We start from the raw sequence: 528 nt of genomic DNA, 5'->3' as shown, positions 1-528 counted from the left end.
CATCAACATTTACGTTAATAGGCGCAGGACAGTTAATGGTTGGGTCTTCATTATCAGTTACCGTTACATCAAAGCTACAAGTAGCCGTATTACCTGCTGCATCAGTAACTTCAAACGTATTAGTTGTAGTACCAACTGGGAATAAAGAACCAGAAGGTAATCCAGCGATTTGAGTCGTTGTTACAGTACCAGAGGCATTATTATCTGTACCCACTGGCGCAGTATATGTAACCACGGCACCATCCGTACCACCATCAACATTTACGTTAATAGGCGCAGGACAGTTAATGGTTGGGTCTTCATTATCAGTTACCGTTACATCAAAGCTACAAGTAGCCGTATTACCAGAAGCATCAGTAACTTCAAACGTATTAGTTGTAGTACCAACTGGGAATAAAGAACCAGAAGGTAATCCAGCGATTTGAGTCGTTGTTACAGTACCAGAGGCATTATTATCTGTACCCACTGGCGCAGTATATGTAACCACGGCACCATCCGTACCACCATCAACATTTACGTTAATAGGCG

Annotated in this window: 1 protein-coding gene; it reads right to left on the bottom strand. The window is 42.4% G+C overall.

Annotated elements, in window-relative coordinates; genetic code table 11:
- A partial coding sequence (locus EYD46_RS17575; RefSeq protein WP_130938485.1) for an HYR domain-containing protein occupies positions 1 to 528 on the bottom strand: 528 nt, incomplete at both ends.

The organism is Hyunsoonleella pacifica (genome assembly GCF_004310335.1).
GTDB classification, from domain to species: Bacteria; Bacteroidota; Bacteroidia; order Flavobacteriales; family Flavobacteriaceae; genus Jejuia; species Jejuia pacifica.
This window is presented reverse-complemented; position numbering and strand designations above follow the sequence as displayed.